Here is an 18,023-nt window from a genome sequence, read left to right on the forward strand (position 1 = left end):
ATGAACCTGCCCTCCCCGATCCGCGTCGCCCTGGTCGACGATCACTCTTTGGTCCGCGACGGGATCAAGGCGCTGCTGTCTGTCATGGCCCCGCTGGAAGTGGTGGGTGAAGCCGAGAATGGTGCGGACGCCATCGAGATGGTCGGGCGCTGTCAGCCGGATCTGTTGCTGGTCGATATCAGCCTCAAGGACATGAACGGCCTGGAGTTGACCCGCTTGCTGCGCAGCCAGTACCCGTCGCTCAAAGTGCTGGTGCTCAGCATGTATGACAATTACGAATACGTGAGTGAGTCCGTTCGCTCAGGTGCCAGCGGGTACGTGCTGAAGAATGCACCGTCACGGGAAATCATTGCGGCCATCGAAGCCATTGCCAGCGGCGGGACGTTCTACAGTGCTGAAATCGCCCAGCGGCTCATCGCCGATAAAAGCACCGACAATGAGCTGACACCGCGTGAAAGCCAGGTGCTGTACAAAATGGCGCAAGGGATGAACAACAAGGAAATGGCCCGCGATCTGGACATCAGCGTACGTACCGTAGAAACCCATCGCCTGAGCATCCGCCGCAAACTCAACATCGACAAACCGGCGGCGCTGGTCAAGTACGCGATCGATCACGGGATCATTTCCCCATAGGGCTCTTCCTTGTCGCCCCCCTTAATCCCCGCGAATGTAATGCTCCATTTGCCGAATCAGATCGGCCTGCTCGGCGATGGCTTCTTTCACCAGATCACCAATCGATAACAGGCCAATCAGTTCGCCTCCCTCCACCACCGGCAGATGGCGCAGATGACTGTCGGTCATGACGGCCATGCAGCGCTCGACGCTCTGCCGACTGTCGGCGGTCACCACCGGTGCGCTCATGATTTCGCGTACCGGCGTGCCCACCGAAGAACGTCCCTGCAGAACAACCTTGCGTGCATAGTCGCGTTCACTGATCACGCCGACCACTTGCCCGGCGTCGATGACCGGCAGCGCGCCGACGTTTTTTTCGGCCATCAGCTTCAGGGCTTCGAGCACCATCTGGTCGGGCGCGATGCTATGGACGTGCTGGTTTTGCACGACCTTGAGTTTCAGCAGTTGTGCGGCTGTTTTCATCCATGCCTCCGGTTCCGTTGTGCAATGCGGTTAATTACTCTCAAGCCACCCCGACTTCCACGACGTCGCCGTTCAACCGCACCGGCCACACACGCAGACGTTGTTGCGGATACTCCAGGCAACGGCCGTCCTCCAGCCGAAAATGCTGTTTATAGATCGGCGAAGCCACCACTAGATCGCCCTTGATGCTGCCGACCAACCCGCGCCCGATGACGTTCGCCCCGGATTGCGGGTCGTGGTTGTCGATGGCGTAGAGGGTTCGGCCCTCAGCGCGCGGCAAATAAAACAGCGCCACCTGTGCGCCGTCGAGCCAGACGACGACACCGGAATCACTGACCAGATCCTGTTGCGCGCACACGCTTTGCCAGACATTGGTGTCGGCCAGGGCATTGATGCGTTGGGTAGTAGACTGGCTCATCAGGCAATCTCCTCGATGACGGGAATCAGGTTGAGTTCGGCGGCCATGATCGGGCGCCGCTGGCCACGCTCCTGGACAAAATGGATGTCCGGGTCCGGGCGCTTGTCGTTGACGAAGGTACGAAAGCGTTTGAGTTTTTCCGGATCTTTAAGGGCATTCGCCCATTCGCATTCGTAGCGGTCGACCACCCACTGCATTTGCGATTCAAGTTCCGCGCCAAGTCCGAGACTGTCGTGAATGATCACGTCTTTGAGGTAATCGAGGCCGCCGTCCAGCGTTTCACGCCACACCGAGGTGCGCTGCAGTTTGTCGGCGGTGCGAATGTAGAACATCAGGAAGCGGTCGATGTAGCGGATCAGGGTTTCGTCGTCGAGGTCGGTGGCGAACAGTTCGGCATGGCGCGGACGCATGCCGCCGTTACCGGCGATGTAGAGGTTCCAGCCTTTCTCGGTGGCGATCACGCCCACGTCTTTGCTCTGGGCCTCGGCGCATTCGCGGGTACAACCGGACACCGCAAACTTGAGCTTGTGCGGCGAACGCAGACCTTTGTAACGATCCTCGATCGTCAGGGCCATTTGCACGCTGTCCTGCACGCCGTAACGGCACCAGGTGCTGCCGACGCATGACTTCACCGTCCGGGTCGATTTGCCGTAAGCGTGCCCGGTTTCGAAACCGGCTTCGATCAACTCCGCCCAGATGTCGGGCAGTTCATGCAACTGCGCACCGAACAGGTCGATACGCTGGCCGCCGGTGATTTTGGTGTAGAGGTCGTATTTCTTCGCCACCACACCGATCGCGATCAGCTTGTCGGCGGTGATCTCGCCACCGGGAATGCGCGGCACCACCGAATAGGTGCCGTTTTTCTGCATGTTGGCCATGAAGGTGTCGTTGGTGTCCTGCAACGGCACCAGCGACGGGTCCATGATCGGCTGGTTCCAGCACGAGGCGAGGATCGAGCCAACCGCCGGTTTGCAGACGTCGCACCCGGTGTGGCCACGGCCATGCTTGGCCAACAACTCTTCGAAGGTGATCACCCCTTCTACCCGCACCAGTGCATACAACTCCTGACGGGTGTAGGCGAAGTGTTCGCAGAGGCTTTTGTCGACACTGACGCCACGGGCAATCAACTCGTGTTCGAAGACTTGCTTGAGCAAACCCGCGCAACCGCCGCAGCCCGTGCAGGCCTTGGTCTGCGCCTTGAGCAGGCCGAGGTCGGTGCAGCCACCGTCGATGGCCGAGCAGATAGAACCCTTGGTGACGTTGTGGCACGAGCAGACCGTGGCCGACTCGGGCAACGCGCCCGGGCCCAGCGTCGGGGCGCCTTCGGAGGACGGCAGAATCAGGCTGGCAGGTTCCGTCGGCAAGGCTATGGCGTTCTGCATGTATTGCAGCAGCGTGTCGTAATAGCTGTTATCGCCGACCAGCACCGCACCGATAACGTGCTTGCCGGTGGCATCCACCACCAATCGCCGATAGCTGGCCGTGGTTTCGTCGATGAACTGATAACTGCGCGCGCCCGGCGTGTGGCCGTGGGCATCGCCGATGGAGCCGACATCGACGCCCAGCAGCTTGAGTTTGGTCGACATGTCGGCGCCGATGAAGGGCTCGGCAATCTCATTACACAGGCGTGCCGCAACACTGCGCGCCATCTGGTAGCCCGGAGCGACCAGGCCGAAGAGACTGCCGTTCCACGAGGCGCACTCGCCGATGGCGTAGATGTCCGGATCGCTGCTCCGGCATTCGTCGTCAATCACGACGCCGCCGCGCGGACCGATGTCCAGCGAGCATTGCCGGGCCAGCGCATCTTGTGCGCGAATGCCGGCCGAGAACACGATCAGGTCGGCCTCAAGAAACTCGTCGTTGGCGAAATTCATACGGTAGCGATACGCCTCGCCCGCACTGATCGATTGAGTGGCGCGCGACAGGTGCACGCCGACGCCCAGCCTTTCGATCTGCGACTTGAGCGCAAGGCCACCCATCTCGTCCAGTTGCACCGGCATCAGGCGCGGGGCGAATTCCACCACATGCGCTTCAAGGCCCAGACTCTTCAGCGCGTTGGCAGCCTCAAGGCCCAGGAGGCCACCGCCGACCACGACACCACGTCGGGCGTTCGCAGCGGCGGCGCGGATGGCGTCGAGGTCTTCAAGGGTTCGATACACCAGGCGTGAATCGCCCTCCGCGCCTTCGATCGGCGGCACAAACGGATACGACCCGGTGGCCAGGACCAATTTGTCGTAAGGAACACAACCTTGCGCGGTGATCACTTCGCGACGGTCGCGGTCGATTTCCAGTACCGGCACGCCCAAATGCAGAGTTACGCCCGGTGTCTGGTACAGCGAGGCTTCGCCGAGGGCCAGGGATTCAGCATCACGGCCAGAGAAATACTCGGAAAGATGCACGCGATCGTAGGCGCGCATCGGCTCTTCGCTGAACACATGCAAGCAATACTGGGCAAGCGCCCCCCGCTCGATCAATTGCTCGACACAATGATGTCCGACCATGCCATTGCCGATCACGATCAGCGTTTGCAATTTGTTCAACGCGGCAACATTGGAATTCATAAGAAGCACCCGGCTAAAGCGGTTCAAAAAGCAAAAAAAAACGCCTGAAACCTTTCGGTTCCAGGCGTCTTTGCCTGTTCTTTTGCGGTGTCAGTACCAGACGTCTATGCCTGATCCACCGATGTTGCCCACGAATCGATCGTCGTTGACCGAGGGGGCTGCCCACTCGACTGCATTCAGGGTGGGCCTGTTCGGTGTGTTGCAGTGTTTGTGCCAGATCGTAAAAGTGCTGCTCCAGGCTGCTTGTCGGGGTTTTCGCCGTGGATTTCGCCCCAACGTTTTGCCTTCGCATAGTGCATCGGCACGCTTCACGGCTTTATAAAAGTGCACGAACATAGGTATTAAAAGTATTTCAGCCAGGCAATGTCTCGACGTCGCGCCTTTAATCCGGAGAACCCTTTAACCGGCGGGTATAGCGCAATGGCGAGCAGGATGGCCGTTATCCAGACCGCCCCTACCGACGTGAAGCCAAACCATGCGCCCTGATTCAACCCGAACAGCGCGACCGCGATGACATACAAAACCTTCAGCGCGTACAGGTGCAGAAGATAAAAGAACATCGGCGCCGATCCGAAGACCGTCAAGGGACGCAGCCACTGGCTCTTCTGCAAGTGTTCAAACCCCAGGAGCAGCAAGCATCCGACGCTCAGGGTCAGCGCAATAAACAGCAGCGACGGCGGGTATTTGGTGATGTTGAAAAAACTCATCAGCGTTTGCAGGGACGTATCGCCCGCGCTCCAGGGCTTCTCGCCATAGCCATTGAGCAGCCGCAGCGCGATGAATCCCGCCAGCCCGGCGACGCTGCAGATCAGCAATGCGCGTTGGCGCACCCTCGCGTCCGCCGCTCGCCCGAACCACGGTCCCATGGCATAACCCAGGCCAATCACGCCAATCCACGGCAGCACCGGATAGGACGTGCGCAGCCGAAGCCCTTCGGACAGTTCGATCCAGCCGCGATCATGGAGAATCGCCCAGGGTACGTGCATCGCCGACTCCACTGGAAAGTGCAGCGCGTCCAGCAGGTTGTGTCCGGCGATGATCGCCAGGCTCAGGAGCAGCAACATCGGACGCGGCAGCCAGACCATCACCGACAGCGCAATCATGCTCAAGCCGATGGCCCAGATCACCTGCATATAGATGACCGTCGGCGGCAGCTGGAATGTCCAGGCGAAGTTGACCAGGGTGAATTCAAGCACCACCAGAAACAGACCTCGCTTGAACAGAAAACTGCAAACGTCAGCCTTGCCAGCGTATTTCTCCCCGTACAACCAGGCCGACAGACCGGTGAGCAGCACGAAGACCGGTGCGCACAGATGAGCGAGCGTGCGGCTGAAAAACAAGACGGGTTCGGTCGTGGCGATGTCCATGGGATCAGTCACCTGTCGATGCAGGAAAAAGGTCTCGCGGACGTGGTCGAGCAGCATGAACAGAATCACCATGCCTCTCAATGCATCGATGGAAAGGAGCCGGCCGACTGTCGTGCCGGTGGAACGAGGGAGCGCAATGGTCATGGAGGTTTCGCAACGCAAGGGTGAATAAAAGTGTCCCGCCGAAAAGACGGACGAGGATACTATATTGTTACCCTATAACATCTCAACTCCATATTGGAAACTGTAGGAGCGAGCCTGCTCGCGATGGACTTCAGAACGCCGCGTTTACCCAGGCAACACGCGTTTTCGTTAACGACCATCGCGAGCAAGCTCGCTCCTACAGTGTTAGGTGGGTGCAGCAATACCGGTTTGATCGTCAGAGTGTGTAAGAAACACCGACCTGAACGGTTCTCGGCTCACCAGGGTAAGCGTAGACATTGCCAAAGGCGCCTTCTTCATAGTCCCGGTCGAACAGATTCTTCACATCGAGATTAAGTCTGACCTTGTCATTGATCTTGTAGAAGCCGAGCAGATCGACGACGGTGTAACTGCCCATCGTAAACGCTGTATTAGCCGTCTGGCCCGCACGTTCATCGACGTATTTACCCCCCACACCCAAGCCTAGCCCCTTGAGAGCACCGTCCTGAAACTCATAAACGTTCAGCAGGCTGAAGCTGTTCCTGGGAATGTTCATCAACCGGGTGCCCGACCGGATCACGTTGTCTTTGGTGACCTCGGCGTCGACATAGGCATAGCCGCCAACCACCCGCCACTCTGGAGTTACGTTGCCTGCCACGTTCAGATCAAAGCCACGGCTGCGTACCTCGCCAGCCGCCACGCTGAAGGTCGAGTCAACGGGATCGGTGGTAAGGACATTGCGTTTTTCAATCTGATAGATCGCCGCGTCAACACTCAACTGGCGATCCAGAGCTTCCCATTTGATACCCATCTCATAGGACTTGCCCTTTTCCGGCTCAAAGCCGCCACCCTCTCGACTGGCCCCGGTATTGGGTTTGAATGAGCGCGCTGTATCGGCATAAACCGCCACGGTATCGGTCAGGTCGTAAAGCACTCCGAGACGCGACGTCACCGCATTGTCGCTCGCTTGCCAGCTGCGACCACCCGGTACGAAGGTTTCATAGTCATGCTCGAAGCGCTCGAAACGGGCGCCGGCTAACACCTTCAACCGCTCAGTCAACGCCACCTGATCCTGGACGAAGGCCGCGTAGGTCTTGAGGTTTTCCTGGTCGTTGGTCGGCGTTCGGGTCAAGGCCGGACGAGGCTGGCCATACACCGGGTTGAAGATATCAATCGGGTAGGCACCGACCGCACCGCTGGAGCGCTGGATGATGGACTTGTAGTCGTAATCCTCGTACTCGACACCGGTCAACAATGTGTGATCGAAACCACCGGTGGAGAAATGCCCGGTGAGATTGAGTTGGGTATCTTTATCCGTCCACTCCAGCTTGCGATAGTTGAAGTTGCGTCCCAGCGTGCGTCCGTCGGCAGCGACACCGTTCGCTTCGACGGCGTTGCCCTGCAACGTGCCATCGAGCCACTGGAAACCACCACCCAATGTCCAGTCGTCATTCAGGAAGTGTTCGAAACGCAGCTGGGCCATGTTGTTATCGTTGTGCAACTTGCCGGCGTCTTTTTCACCAAAGAACGTGTCACGAGACGCGGTGCCAATCTGTTTCGGATAGCGCGTCACGCCGCGATCCAGCGGGTGATTATTGCGCATGAAGTCGCCCTCGAAGATCACCTTGGTGTCGTCGGTGGCCTGCCAGGAAATAACCGGCGTCACGCCGTAACGTTCGGTTTCTACATGATCGCGAAAAGTATCACCGCCCTCTCCCACCACGTTCAGGCGATAAGCCAGGCGCCCCTCTTCGTCGAGCGGGCCGGAGGCATCCAGCGTGCCACGCTTCATTCCTTGATCATCGAGCTGGCTGCCCAACGTCACAGTACGTTCAGCCGTTGGTTGTTTGGAGACCACGTTGAACGTGCCACCAGGATCACCCCGACCATAGAGCATGGTCGCAGGGCCGCGCAGTACTTCCAGCCGCTCGATGGTGTTCGCATCAGGCATGTTCGGATAACCACGGTTGATCGGAAATCCGTTGCGATAGAACTCGCCGGTGGTAAATCCACGCACAGTGAAGGTGGTCAGGCCCTGGCCGCCGAAGTTGTTTGCCCGACCTACTCCGCCGGCGTAGTCGAGCGCATCCTGAAGGCGGGTAGCTCCGATGTCCTCAACAACATCTTTGGTCACCACGCTGATGGACTGCGGTGTTTCATGAATAGCAGTATCGGTTCGCGTCGCACTGGCGGAACGCGTTGCACGGTAGCCCTTCACCGGCCCTTGAGCCGTTTCATACTCCGACGTACCGACGATGTCGGTCGCTTGCAATTCCAGACTGGCTTTATCGTTTGTAGCTTGCTCCGCGCAGGCTTAAGCAGAAAAAGCCTGAAGCACGCAGATAGAAACCAGAGTACGACGCATCTAGGAAACCTTGAGAAAATAACCAATGGGATGGCATACGTGCCAACAAATCGCGGCGCACGGTATACCATACCATTAGTATTTGATACACATTCTCATTCAAATTTCCATTTTCCCAAGTACTGCCTGCGCTCCTGCAAATCGTCTTGTTGACGCTCAACCGGTCAAACATTGTGTCGGTCAGGGCTTGATGTTCTTCAGCTTATTTAGCATCTCCAGCAACAGTTCAAGCTGCTCCTCACCGAACTGTTCCTGAATCTTCAGGTAATTGCTTTCCATCCCCGCACTCATATCGACGAAACACTGCTGCCCCTGCTCAGTGAGGGCGACGAACACCCGGCGCTGATCTTCAGACGACTTCCTGCGCCGAACGATGCCGTCACGCTCCAGCCGGGTCAGAACGCCGGTCATGCTCGGTTTGAGGATGCACGCCAGATGAGCCAACTGATGGCTTTCCAGTTCGCCCTGCTGACGCAAGATGCGAATCACCCGCCACTGCTGTTCAGTCAGATCATGTTCGTTGAGCAGCGGGCGGAAAAACGCCATGGTCGCTTCGCGGGCCTGCAGCAAGGTGAGCGTAAGGGACGGTCTGGGGGTTTGCATGGTTCACGCACAAAAGAGGTCGAAGCGTCGAAGCTTAGAGTCGGCACTGAGCACATGCAACATCGCATCGCGCGAGAAGTCATCAACCTGAAAACAAATTAATGACCTCAGGCTTCAGCCTGTCCTTGTGTGAACCCGCCTTTGAAAAGTGCAATCGGTTCCCTGTAAAAGCCATTTTTCAGGGCCTCGACTGCCTCCATGATGAATCCATGGCTCCGAGCATTTTTTATGAGTCTATCGAGAAGCGAACATGGCTCCGTTAGCGCAAACCCGATTGCCGCAGGCGATACTCCCCTGGCGTCATCTGCGCATATCGCTGGAAGAACCGACTGAAATAGGCCGGGTCCTTGAAACCCAGCTGGTAGCAGATTTCATTGGCCGAACTGCCGGTGAACAGCAGCAGGCGCTTGGCCTCTTGCATCACTCGCTCGAGGATCAGGCGCTTCGACGGCAGGTCGGCAATCCGCCGACAGACGTCGTTAAGTCGCGCCTCGGTGACCCCAATACCGTCGGCGTAGCGCGACAGCGGCCAGTGTTGCAGGTAGTGGGCTTCGATCAATTCGTTGAAGCGATGGAAAATCCGCAGGTCTTCGTGGCGCGCCGGACGGGCTTCCAGGGAATTGGCGCAAAGCCTGAGCAGGCTGATCATGATCAGTCGCGTCAGGCTATCCAGAGCCGAACTCCGTCCAGCCCCAACAACGTTGATCTCGCTGCTCAGTTCCTCGAACAGAAATTCCAATCGCCTGATCTCGGGCTGGAACTGGAGTTCCAGCCCCGCCAATGCCACGCAAGCCGCTGGCAACTGCGAGCCGGGTGCCAGACTCGGGTCGGCATCGATCAATTGCCAGACCAGTTGTTGGCGCACCGTCAACACATGCCCGTCAGCGTCCGCTTCAGTGACGAAGGAATGGGGCACCGTCGGAGGGGTGAGGAAAAACATCGGCCCCGACTCGAGATATTGCTGGTCATCCAGATAAACCCGCACCGCACCGCTCTTCACGTAATGCACCTGGAAGAACCGGTCGTGTCGATGCACGGGCATGTTGCGGCCGAAGAATTCCGCCAGGTTGCCGAGCTTGTCGTAGTGAACTTCGGCATCGCTGTAGCGCTGGTCGTAGACCTGACCGATGTTGATATTGGGAATCGGCTGACGATCGATCATTGCTGGATTCTCTTTCTTATCGGGGTGTTGGCCGTACCAGGGTTTCCATCCTGCACCGATTTGCGTTGGCTAACCACTGCCGGAAGATTTTGCCATGCTTGACGATAGTTAACATATTAATTATAACGTTAACAGGTTAACGAATATTCCACGGAGCAGTCACTGCCCCGCCACTGCCAGGAGAAAAGCATGAGCCGTGCCCTGCATGATGTTGCGAGCGGCACCCTGTTCGGCGTTGCGCTGAACTATCAGGGGTTGCTGAACCAACGTATCGCTGAATTCGAGGAAGCGCCTTACCAAAAGCCCCCGGTCAAGCCGGTGCTGTTCATCAAGACGCCCAACACCCGCAATGGCCATGACGGCGTGGTGGTTCATCCGCAGGGTGAACGTCTGCAACCAGGCCCGGCACTGGGCGTGGTGATCGGTAAAAGCGCCAGCCGTGTCAGCGTCGAAAACGCGCTGGAACATGTGGCCGGCTACACCATCGTCAATGAGTTCAGCCTGCCGGAAGACAGCTATTACCGCCCGGCAGTGAAAGCCAAGTGCCGGGACGGCTTCTGCTCGCTGGGGCCGGAACTGGTGACCTGTGACCAGGTCGCCAACCCGCACCAGCTGAGCCTGAAGCTGTTCGTCAACGGTGAACTGCGCCAGCAAAACTCCACGGCCAACCTTGTCCGCAACATCCCCCGGTTGATCGCCGAAATCAGCGAATTCATGACCCTGCACGAAGGTGATGTGCTGATCACCGGTACCCCGGAAGGCCGCGTCGATGTGCAGCCGGGCGACACCGTCGAAGTCAAAATCAGCGGCTTGGGCCGCCTCGTCAATCGCATCGTGGCCGAGTAACAGGAGCTTCCATGAAACACGCCCGTATCCGCTTTGAAGGCGAAGTCCACCTCGTTCAGGTCGAAGACCGCAACGCCGTGCGCCTGGCCGACGGCCGTCTGCTAGCCGAAAGTCAGGTTGAGTGGTTGCCACCGGCCACCGGCAGCATGTTCGCCTTGGGCTTGAACTACGCCGACCATGCCGCCGAACTGGCCTTCAAGCCACCGACCGAACCTCTGGCGTTCATCAAATCCCCTGGCACCTACACCGGCCACAACCAGACCACCTGGCGTCCGGATAACGTCGCCTACATGCATTACGAGTGTGAACTGGTGGCCGTCATCGGCAAGCCGGCGCGCAACGTCAAACGCGAAAACGCCCTGGAATACCTGGCCGGCTACACGGTCTGCAACGACTACGCGATCCGTGACTACCTGGAAAACTACTACCGGCCCAACCTGCGGGTGAAGAACCGCGACGCCACGACGCCCGTCGGCCCGTGGATTGTCGACGTCGCCGAGGTGCCAGACCCGAGCAACCTGAAACTGCGCACCTGGATCAACGGTGAATTGCGTCAGGAAGGCAGTACCAAGGACATGATTTTCGACATCCCTTACCTGATCGAGTACCTGTCCAGCTTCATGACCCTGCAGCCCGGCGACATGATCGCCACGGGCACGCCGGAAGGTCTGGCGGATGTGGTGCCGGGCGATGAAGTGATTGTGGAAGTGGAAGGCGTGGGTCGCCTGGTCAATCGAATTGTCAGCGAAGCGGAATTCTTCTCCGCCCGTAAAGAGGCTTGAGCAACATGATCAAACACTGGATCAACGGCCGCGAGGTCGAAAGCAAAGACACATTCGTCAACTACAACCCGGCCACCGGTGAAGCGATCGGCGAAGTCGCCAGCGGCGGCGCCGAGGAAGTGGCTCAGGCCGTGGCCGCGGCCAAGGAAGCCTTCCCGAAGTGGGCGAATACGCCAGCCAAAGAACGTGCCCGCCTGATGCGCAAGCTCGGTGAATTGATTGAGCAGAATGTTCCGCATCTGGCAGAGTTGGAAACCCTCGATACCGGTTTGCCGATCCACCAGACTAAAAACGTGTTGATTCCACGGGCCTCGCACAACTTCGATTTCTTCGCCGAAGTCTGCACCCGCATGGATGGTCACAGCTACCCGGTTGATGACCAGATGCTCAACTACACCTTGTACCAGCCGGTGGGTGTATGTGCCTTGGTGTCGCCATGGAACGTACCGTTCATGACTGCCACCTGGAAGACCGCACCGTGCCTGGCGCTGGGCAATACGGCGGTGTTGAAGATGTCCGAACTGTCGCCGCTGACTGCCAATGAACTGGGTCGTCTGGCCGTGGAAGCCGGAATTCCCAATGGCGTGCTCAACGTCATCCAGGGCTACGGCGCCACCGCCGGTGACGCGCTGGTTCGCCACCCCGACGTGCGAGCGATTTCCTTCACTGGCGGCACCGCCACCGGCAAGAAAATCATGCAGACCGCCGGCCTGAAAAAGTACTCCATGGAACTGGGCGGCAAGTCGCCGGTGCTGATCTTCGAAGACGCTGATCTGGAGCGGGCCCTCGACGCGGCACTATTTACCATTTTCTCGCTTAACGGTGAACGCTGCACCGCCGGCAGCAGGATTTTCATCCAGGAAAGCGTCTACCCGCAATTTGTCGCCGAGTTCGCCGCTCGTGCCAAACGCCTGATCGTCGGCGACCCGCAAGACCCGAAAACCCAGGTCGGCTCGATGATCACTCAAGCCCACTATGACAAGGTCACCGGCTACATCAAGATCGGTATCGAAGAAGGCGCCACCCTGCTGGCCGGCGGTCTGGAACGCCCGGCCAACCTGCCGGCACACCTGAGCCGCGGCCAGTTCATCCAGCCGACGGTGTTCGCTGATGTGAACAACAAGATGCGCATCGCCCAGGAAGAAATCTTCGGCCCGGTGGTCTGCCTGATCCCGTTCAAGGACGAAGCCGAAGCCCTGCAACTGGCCAACGATACCGAGTACGGCCTGGCGTCCTACATCTGGACCCAGGACATCGGCAAAGCGCATCGTCTGGCCTATGGCATCGAAGCCGGCATGGTGTTCATCAACAGCCAGAATGTGCGGGACCTGCGTCAGCCGTTCGGTGGCGTTAAAGGTTCTGGCACCGGACGCGAAGGCGGCCAGTACAGCTTCGAAGTGTTCGCCGAGATCAAGAACGTTTGCATCTCCATGGGCAGTCATCACATCCCGCGTTGGGGGGTGTAAACCGTATACCCATGACGAAGTGAGACCTGTGGCGAGGGAGCTTGCTCCCTCGCCACAAGAGCAAAACCCCGCAGCAGGGTTTTAAGACAAGAACAACAATTTCAGGAGAGTCATCATGGGCGAAGTCGTCCTGGCCGCGAAGATCTGCCACGTACCTTCGATGTACCTGTCTGAGCTGCCCGGCAAGCATCACGGTTGTCGCGCAGCGGCGATTGCCGGGCACAAGGAAATCGGCCGTCGCGCCCGCGAGCTCGGTGCCGATACCGCCGTGGTGTTTGATGTTCACTGGCTGGTCAACAGCGGCTATCACGTCAATTGCGGCGAGCATTTCAAGGGCATCTACACCAGCAACGAACTGCCGCACTTCATCAAGAACATGCAATACGAGTACCCAGGCTGCCCGGAACTGGGCGAGTTGATCGCGACTGAAGCCAATCTGGCCGGGGTCCGCACCATGGCTCACAACATCCCGAGCCTGGAGCTGGAATACGGCACGCTGGTGCCGATGCGCTACATGCACATGGGCGTTCCCGACGAACAGAAATTCAACGTGATTTCCATTGCCGCCTGGTGCGCCTGGCACAGTCTGGAAGACAGCTTTGCCTTTGGCACCGCCGTACGCCGGGCCATCGAGAAGAGCGACCGCAGGGTGCTGGTACTGGCTTCCGGCTCGCTGTCCCACCGTTTCTCGAATGACCGCGAAGCGGAAGCCAATATCCACAACTGGACCCGTGAATTCGATAAGCAAATGGACCTGCACGTCGTCGAGATGTGGAAGCAAGGCCGCTTCAGGGAATTCTGCGCAATGCTCCCGGACTACGCCGAGCACTGCTTCGGTGAAGGCAAGATGCACGACACCGCCATGCTCCTCGGCCTGCTTGGCGGGCCTGAATACAACAAACCCGCCGAGATCGTCACTCAGCCCTTCGGCAGTTCCGGCACCGGCCAGATCAACGCCATTTTCCCCCTCTGACACTCGCTCACGGGCAACCCGCCGGTTGCTCGTGGCCCGGGAGACGCACATGCCGCATTTCATCGTCGAATACACCGACAACATCGAACAGCAGGCGAACTTGCCCGCGCTGTTCGAAAAGGTTCACACCGTCCTGGGAGACAGCGGTGTGTTTCCCATGGGCGGCATTCGCAGTCGCGGGGTGCGCCTGGACACCTGGCGCATGGCGGATGGCAAGCACGATTACGCCTTCGTGCACATGACCCTCAAAGTCGGTCACGGACGGGATCTGGCAACCCGGCAGACCGTGGCCGAAACCCTGTTCAACGTGATCACCGAACACTTCGCCGAGTTGCAGTCGCAACGGCTGCTGGCGTTGTCGTTCGAGATGCTGGAACTGCACCCCGAACTGAATTTCAAGCAGAACAACGTGCATGCCTTCTTGAAGAATCAGGCGGGCTGATTTACGTCCTCCTTCCGCCAACGGCCACTCAAACAAAAAGTACAACACCTGGACCGGATCAACATCGGCTTCGCCAAGAGGCAGATGAGTATCGACCTGCAGTTCAGCGACACGGTCTGCGGCCTCGGCGCCCTGCGAACCGACACGGCCATCGTCAACCCACAGTAAGAGATCTTCGCCATGCTCGATCAACAGCAAATCCTGCAAGCCGCCGCACAACTGAACCGGGCCGAACGCTCCAGGGAACAGGTCCGGCAATTTTCCCTCGATCATCCGGATATCACCATCGAAGACGCCTACGCCATCCAGCGCGCCTGGGTCGATCAGAAAATCAAGGACGGGCGCAAACTGGTCGGGCACAAGATCGGTTTGACGTCACGGGCCATGCAAGTGTCCTCGAACATCACCGAGCCGGATTACGGTGCCCTGCTCGATGACATGCTCTTCGACGAGGGCACCGACATTCCTTTCGAACGTTTCATCGTGCCGCGGGTGGAAGTGGAGCTGGCATTCATTCTCGGCAAGCCGCTCAAGGGCCCGAACTGCACGATCTTCGACGTGCTCGACGCCACTGAATGGGTGATCCCGGCGCTGGAAATCATCGATGCGCGGATTCAGCAAATCGACCCGCAGACCAAAGCGACGCGCAAGGTGTTCGACACCATTTCCGACAACGCCGCCAACGCCGGTGTGGTCATGGGTGGTCGCGCCGTGCGGCCGACCGAGATCGATCTGCGCAAGGTGCCGGCGGTGCTGTACCGCAACGGCGTGATCGAAGAGTCAGGCGTTTCGGCCGCCGTGCTCAACCATCCGGCCAAAGGCGTGGCCTGGCTGGCGAACAAACTGGCGCCTTACGACGTCACTTTGCAACCGGGGCAGATCATCCTCGGCGGCTCCTTTACCCGTCCTGTGGCGGCCAGCCCCGGCGATACCTTCCATGTCGACTACGACATGCTGGGCTCCATCTCCTGCCGCTTCGTCTGATCCCTGGAGGACTGTTTCATGGATATGCCCATCAACCGTTTCAAGCAACGTCTGCAAAGCGGCGAAACGCAGATCGGCCTCTGGCTCGGCCTGGCCGACGCCTACTGTGCCGAGCTGGCAGCGAATGCCGGGTTCGACTGGCTGCTGATCGACGGCGAACATGCACCCAATGATGTGCGCGGCATGCTCAGCCAACTGCAAGCCATTGCACCCTACGCGAGTCAGGCGATCATCCGCCCGGTGATCGGTGATACCGCGCTGATCAAACAGGTGCTGGATATCGGCGTCCAGACCTTGTTGGTGCCGATGGTCGAAAGTGCCGGGCAAGCACGGGAACTGGTGCGCGCAATTCACTATCCGCCCCAAGGCATTCGCGGTGTCGGCAGCGCGTTGGCCCGTGCGTCGCGCTGGAACAGTATTCCCGGTTACCTCGATCAGGCAGACGCGCAGATATGCTTATTGGTACAGATCGAAAACCGTGAAGGCCTGGCCAACCTGGATGCCATTGCAGCGGTCGAGGGCGTCGACGGGGTGTTTATCGGCCCGGCAGATTTAAGTGCATCCATGGGCCATCGCGGCAATCCGGGCCACCCCGAGGTGCAGGCGGCCATCGAGGACGCCATCGTGCGAATTCAGAAAGCCGGCAAGGCCGCAGGCATTCTCAGCGCCGACGAAAAACTTGCCCGACGCTATATCGAGCTGGGCGCCGCATTCGTAGCAGTCGGCGTTGACACCACGGTGCTGATGCGCGGCCTGCAAACCCTCGCCGGCAAATTCAAAGAGGCTCCGGCGCCCACCCCTTCCGGCGGCGTGTACTGATTTTTCCTGTAGGCGCCGAGATTACTTGGCGCCTACAGGCGCTTGATGGTTTTTAACTCATCGAGCAGCCCAAGCAACGCCTGCAATTTCTCCTCTCCCAGTTGCGCTTGCAACCGTTGATAGTTCTCTTCCATGCATTGGCTCATGGACTCAAAGCACGCCTCGCCCTTTTCCGCCAGGCTCACCAGCACGCGCCGCTGGTCCTGCTCGGCCTTGCGCCGATGGACCATTCCTGCCGCCTCCATGCGCACCAGCACACCCGTCATGCTCGGCTTGAGAATGCAGGCGAGTTCCGCCAATTGATAAATTTCCAGCTCGCCATGGTGACTGAGGAGGCGGATGACCCGCCATTGTTGTTCAGTCAGACCGTGCTGATTGAGCGAGGGACGAAAAAAACTCATGGCTGCTTCGCGGGCCTGCAAGAGGGTCAAGGTCAGGGATTGCCGGGGTTTAAGCATCGGAGTCAGCATCACGGTTAATTTAGTTAATAGTTTAACGAAATTCTACCATTGCCCCATTCACGACACGCTATAACTTATGTGGCTGGCGAAGGCTCTGGCGCGCTGAATCAAAAATCCAGGCACAGAGAATCAAGACATCCACCCCGCCAGGGCTCTTAATGAGAGTCATCCAATACAGAGCTTCTCAAAGGCCCTGCGGTAGAGTTTTCCTTCACTTTTTCAGGCTTTGCCATGATCAATATCGAAACGCCCACCTATTACACGGCCACCAAGAAATACAACCTCAGTTTCCCGACGCTGGAACAGGATGTGGAAGCTGACGTTGTGGTCATTGGCGGCGGTTTTTCCGGCATCAATACCGCGCTGGAACTGGCCGAAAAAGGCATCACCAATATCGTCGTGCTGGAGGCGCGTTACCTGGGTTTCGGTGGCACCGGGCGCAATGGCGGGCAGATCATGGCCGGCATCGGTCACGACCTGGAGAAGATCAAGCAGGACGTGGGTGAAGACGGCTTGCGCCAGGTCTTCGAGATCAGTGACCTGGGCGCGGACATCATCAAGGACCGCATCGCCAAGTACGACATCGATGCCGACTTCTGCCACGGCTACGGTTACATGGGTTTCAACGCCCGTCAGGAAAAGACCCTGCGCGCGTGGGAAAAAGATTTCAAGTCGATCAACACCAAGCACGAGATCCGCTTTCTCGGCGGCTCGGACGTCAAGCAAATCATCGGTTCCGACGCCTACAGCAGCGCCCTGCTGCACATGGGCGGCGGTCACGTCCATTCGCTGAACTTGCTGCTCGGTGAAGCCAAGGCACTGGCCGGTCATGGCGTGCGAATTTTCGAGAACAGCCCAGCCCTGGAAGTCAGCTACGGCGAGCGCATCACCGTGCGAACGGGGCGCGGTTCGGTCAAGGCGAGCAAACTGTTGTGGGCTTGCGACAGTTTCCTCAACAGACTGGAACCCGAGCTGCACCGCTCGACCATCAACACGTACGCTTTCCAGATGATGACCGAGCCACTCTCGGACGAGCTGATCAACCGCATCAGCCCGATTCGGGGCGCCTACAGCGACATTCGCCCGGTGATCGACTACTACCGTGTCACCAACGAAAACCGTCTGTTGTTTGGCGCGGCCACACCGCTGGTCGAGCACATTCCCCTGGACCTGAAGGCCTGGAATCGCCGCCTGATGCTGAAGATTTTCCCCTACCTCAAGGACGTGAAAATCGACCTGGCCTGGGGTGGTCCGATGGCTTGCAGCCCGAACCTGTTCCCGCAGATCGGCACCCTGCCCGGTCGCAGCAACGCCTTCTTCGTTCAAGGCTACTCGGGATTCGGCGTCACCCCGAGCCACATTATCTGCAAGGTGTTGGCCGAGGGCATGAGCGAAGGCTCGGCGCGCTATGACCTGGTCAGCTCGATCCACCGCCCGACCATCCTTGGCAAAGATGCGTTCCGCCCACTGTTGCTGACCGCCGGTAAATCCTGGCACCAGCTCTCGGGCTACTGGAACGGGCGCCGTTAACGCGCGAT

General features: G+C 58.8%; 16 protein-coding genes and 2 pseudogenes. 10 read left to right on the plus strand and 8 right to left on the minus strand.

Annotated elements, in window-relative coordinates:
- Positions 1-633, plus strand: coding sequence for a response regulator (locus tag ACA073_RS14315; protein WP_017339266.1), 633 nt, complete (start codon positions 1-3; stop codon positions 631-633).
- Between the two features lie 21 nt (positions 634-654).
- On the opposite strand, the gene ACA073_RS14320 is transcribed toward ACA073_RS14315, so the two are convergent.
- The 7 genes and pseudogenes from ACA073_RS14320 to hpaA all read right to left on the minus strand — a co-directional run bounded on the left by ACA073_RS14320 (position 655) and on the right by hpaA (position 9,712).
- The gene (locus ACA073_RS14320) at positions 655-1,095 is read right to left on the minus strand and encodes a CBS domain-containing protein (protein ID WP_497397054.1); all 441 of its coding nucleotides are present in this window, start codon (positions 1,093-1,095) and stop codon (positions 655-657) included.
- Positions 1,096-1,135: 40 nt separating this feature from the next.
- Positions 1,136-1,513 (minus strand): nitrite reductase small subunit NirD, encoded by a 378-nt coding sequence (gene nirD, locus ACA073_RS14325; protein WP_497397056.1) that lies wholly within the window; start codon positions 1,511-1,513, stop codon positions 1,136-1,138.
- Positions 1,513-4,074: a nitrite reductase large subunit NirB gene (gene nirB, locus ACA073_RS14330; protein ID WP_497397058.1), complete on the minus strand. Its 2,562-nt coding sequence runs from the start codon at positions 4,072-4,074 to the stop codon at positions 1,513-1,515. The genes nirD and nirB overlap by 1 nt, the downstream gene beginning before the upstream one ends.
- A 341-nt stretch (positions 4,075-4,415) precedes the next feature.
- Positions 4,416-5,585: an acetyltransferase domain-containing protein gene (locus ACA073_RS14335; protein ID WP_497397060.1), complete on the minus strand. Its 1,170-nt coding sequence runs from the start codon at positions 5,583-5,585 to the stop codon at positions 4,416-4,418.
- Between the two features lie 235 nt (positions 5,586-5,820).
- Positions 5,821-7,947, minus strand: a pseudogene (locus tag ACA073_RS14340) (TonB-dependent siderophore receptor).
- Between the two features lie 180 nt (positions 7,948-8,127).
- A complete protein-coding gene (gene hpaR, locus ACA073_RS14345; protein ID WP_497397062.1) occupies positions 8,128-8,550 on the minus strand; it encodes a homoprotocatechuate degradation operon regulator HpaR in 423 nt (140 codons plus the stop codon).
- A 259-nt stretch (positions 8,551-8,809) separates the two neighbouring features.
- Positions 8,810-9,712 carry a 4-hydroxyphenylacetate catabolism regulatory protein HpaA gene (gene hpaA, locus ACA073_RS14350; protein WP_497397064.1) on the minus strand — a complete coding sequence of 301 codons (903 nt, stop codon included), beginning with the start codon at positions 9,710-9,712 and terminating at the stop codon, positions 8,810-8,812.
- Positions 9,713-9,901: 189 nt separating this feature from the next.
- On the opposite strand from hpaA, the gene ACA073_RS14355 reads away from it, so the two are divergent.
- From ACA073_RS14355 to hpaI, 8 genes and pseudogenes are all read left to right on the plus strand, one after another.
- Positions 9,902-10,558, plus strand: a complete 657-nt coding sequence (locus ACA073_RS14355; protein ID WP_497397066.1) for a fumarylacetoacetate hydrolase family protein — start codon at positions 9,902-9,904, stop codon at positions 10,556-10,558.
- Between the two features lie 11 nt (positions 10,559-10,569).
- Positions 10,570-11,340, plus strand: a complete 771-nt coding sequence (locus tag ACA073_RS14360) for a fumarylacetoacetate hydrolase family protein (RefSeq protein ID WP_497397068.1) — start codon at positions 10,570-10,572, stop codon at positions 11,338-11,340.
- A 5-nt stretch (positions 11,341-11,345) separates the two neighbouring features.
- Positions 11,346-12,806 (plus strand): 5-carboxymethyl-2-hydroxymuconate semialdehyde dehydrogenase, encoded by a 1,461-nt coding sequence (gene hpaE, locus ACA073_RS14365; RefSeq protein ID WP_497397070.1) that lies wholly within the window; start codon positions 11,346-11,348, stop codon positions 12,804-12,806.
- 115 nt (positions 12,807-12,921) lie between these two features.
- On the plus strand, positions 12,922-13,779 hold the full coding sequence (hpaD, locus tag ACA073_RS14370; protein WP_497397072.1) for a 3,4-dihydroxyphenylacetate 2,3-dioxygenase: 858 nt from the start codon (positions 12,922-12,924) through the stop codon (positions 13,777-13,779).
- A gap of 49 nt (positions 13,780-13,828) precedes the next feature.
- Complete coding sequence (locus ACA073_RS14375) at positions 13,829-14,221, plus strand: tautomerase family protein (protein ID WP_497397074.1); 393 nt, start codon at positions 13,829-13,831, stop codon at positions 14,219-14,221.
- A 45-nt stretch (positions 14,222-14,266) separates the two neighbouring features.
- Positions 14,267-14,353 (plus strand): annotated as a pseudogene (locus ACA073_RS14380) (hypothetical protein); the annotation flags it as partial.
- 48 nt (positions 14,354-14,401) lie between these two features.
- Positions 14,402-15,205 (plus strand): 2-oxo-hept-4-ene-1,7-dioate hydratase, encoded by an 804-nt coding sequence (hpaH, locus tag ACA073_RS14385; RefSeq protein ID WP_497397076.1) that lies wholly within the window; start codon positions 14,402-14,404, stop codon positions 15,203-15,205.
- 18 nt (positions 15,206-15,223) lie between these two features.
- Entirely contained in the window at positions 15,224-16,024 is an 801-nt protein-coding gene (gene hpaI, locus ACA073_RS14390; protein ID WP_497397078.1) for a 4-hydroxy-2-oxoheptanedioate aldolase, read from the plus strand.
- 32 nt (positions 16,025-16,056) lie between these two features.
- Here the strand turns inward: hpaI and hpaR (ACA073_RS14395) are convergent, their stop codons facing one another.
- Positions 16,057-16,482 (minus strand): homoprotocatechuate degradation operon regulator HpaR, encoded by a 426-nt coding sequence (gene hpaR, locus ACA073_RS14395; protein ID WP_497404101.1) that lies wholly within the window; start codon positions 16,480-16,482, stop codon positions 16,057-16,059.
- A 234-nt stretch (positions 16,483-16,716) separates the two neighbouring features.
- Between hpaR (ACA073_RS14395) and ACA073_RS14400 the strand changes: the two genes are divergently transcribed.
- Positions 16,717-18,015: an NAD(P)/FAD-dependent oxidoreductase gene (locus tag ACA073_RS14400; RefSeq protein WP_497397079.1), complete on the plus strand. Its 1,299-nt coding sequence runs from the start codon at positions 16,717-16,719 to the stop codon at positions 18,013-18,015.
- Positions 18,016-18,023: the final 8 nt, after the last annotated feature.

It is taken from the genome of Pseudomonas sp. LBUM1670, from assembly GCF_059695695.1.